The sequence below is a fragment of the Vibrio phycocola genome (genome assembly GCF_054404255.1).
In genome coordinates this window covers 1-577 of sequence record NZ_JBTAMQ010000038.1, presented here as the reverse complement: position 1 = coordinate 577, position 577 = coordinate 1, and the positions used below count along the sequence as shown (strand labels likewise).

The following is a 577-nucleotide window of genomic DNA, read 5'->3' as shown; positions in this document are numbered from 1 at the left end:
GAATGATTGTATTGAAAACAAATTGTACTGAGTGTCATGAGTTTCGTTATACCGAGAAACTTCAGTTTCAAGTGTGAGATATGCCGACGCTGCAGTCTGCTCTTCAGCTGAAAAGTAATCGTTTATTGCTTCTTGAATTAATGGCTCGAGCTCTTCTGGAACGTTACTGCTTGTGTTTCCAGCTGTGATTTTAGGAATAAGTGCTGACAGCTGGAAATCTGATTTTTTAAAAGTTCTCCAATATCGCTCAATACTGCTGGCTGAAGGCGTACTTGAACCGAACTTTTCTTCTAAAATTGGCAATGCGTCAACTATTTCCTTTTTAGAAAAATTATTTCCATATCGCTCAATAAGAAACTCAATAACATTGTATCTATGTATAGCTTCGTCTCTCCGGTCTTCACTAACAACAAAAACATCCTTGAAAACCAGATCGACGTCTCTCCACAAAGGAAGCGACAACGTTTCTTTAGGCTTAGAAACCATGCCAGAGCTAGAGCTTGGAAACAGCTCACCAAATCGATCTGCGTCCTCATCATTCATCTTTAAGTACTCCAAATCGGAGTTTGCCAATTAA

At 39.2% G+C, this 577-nt stretch carries 1 pseudogene; it reads right to left on the bottom strand.

The features are described 5' to 3' along the window. A pseudogene (locus ACXJY6_RS19770) lies at positions 1-543 on the bottom strand (Mu transposase C-terminal domain-containing protein); the annotation flags it as partial. Positions 544-577 lie beyond the last annotated feature (34 nt).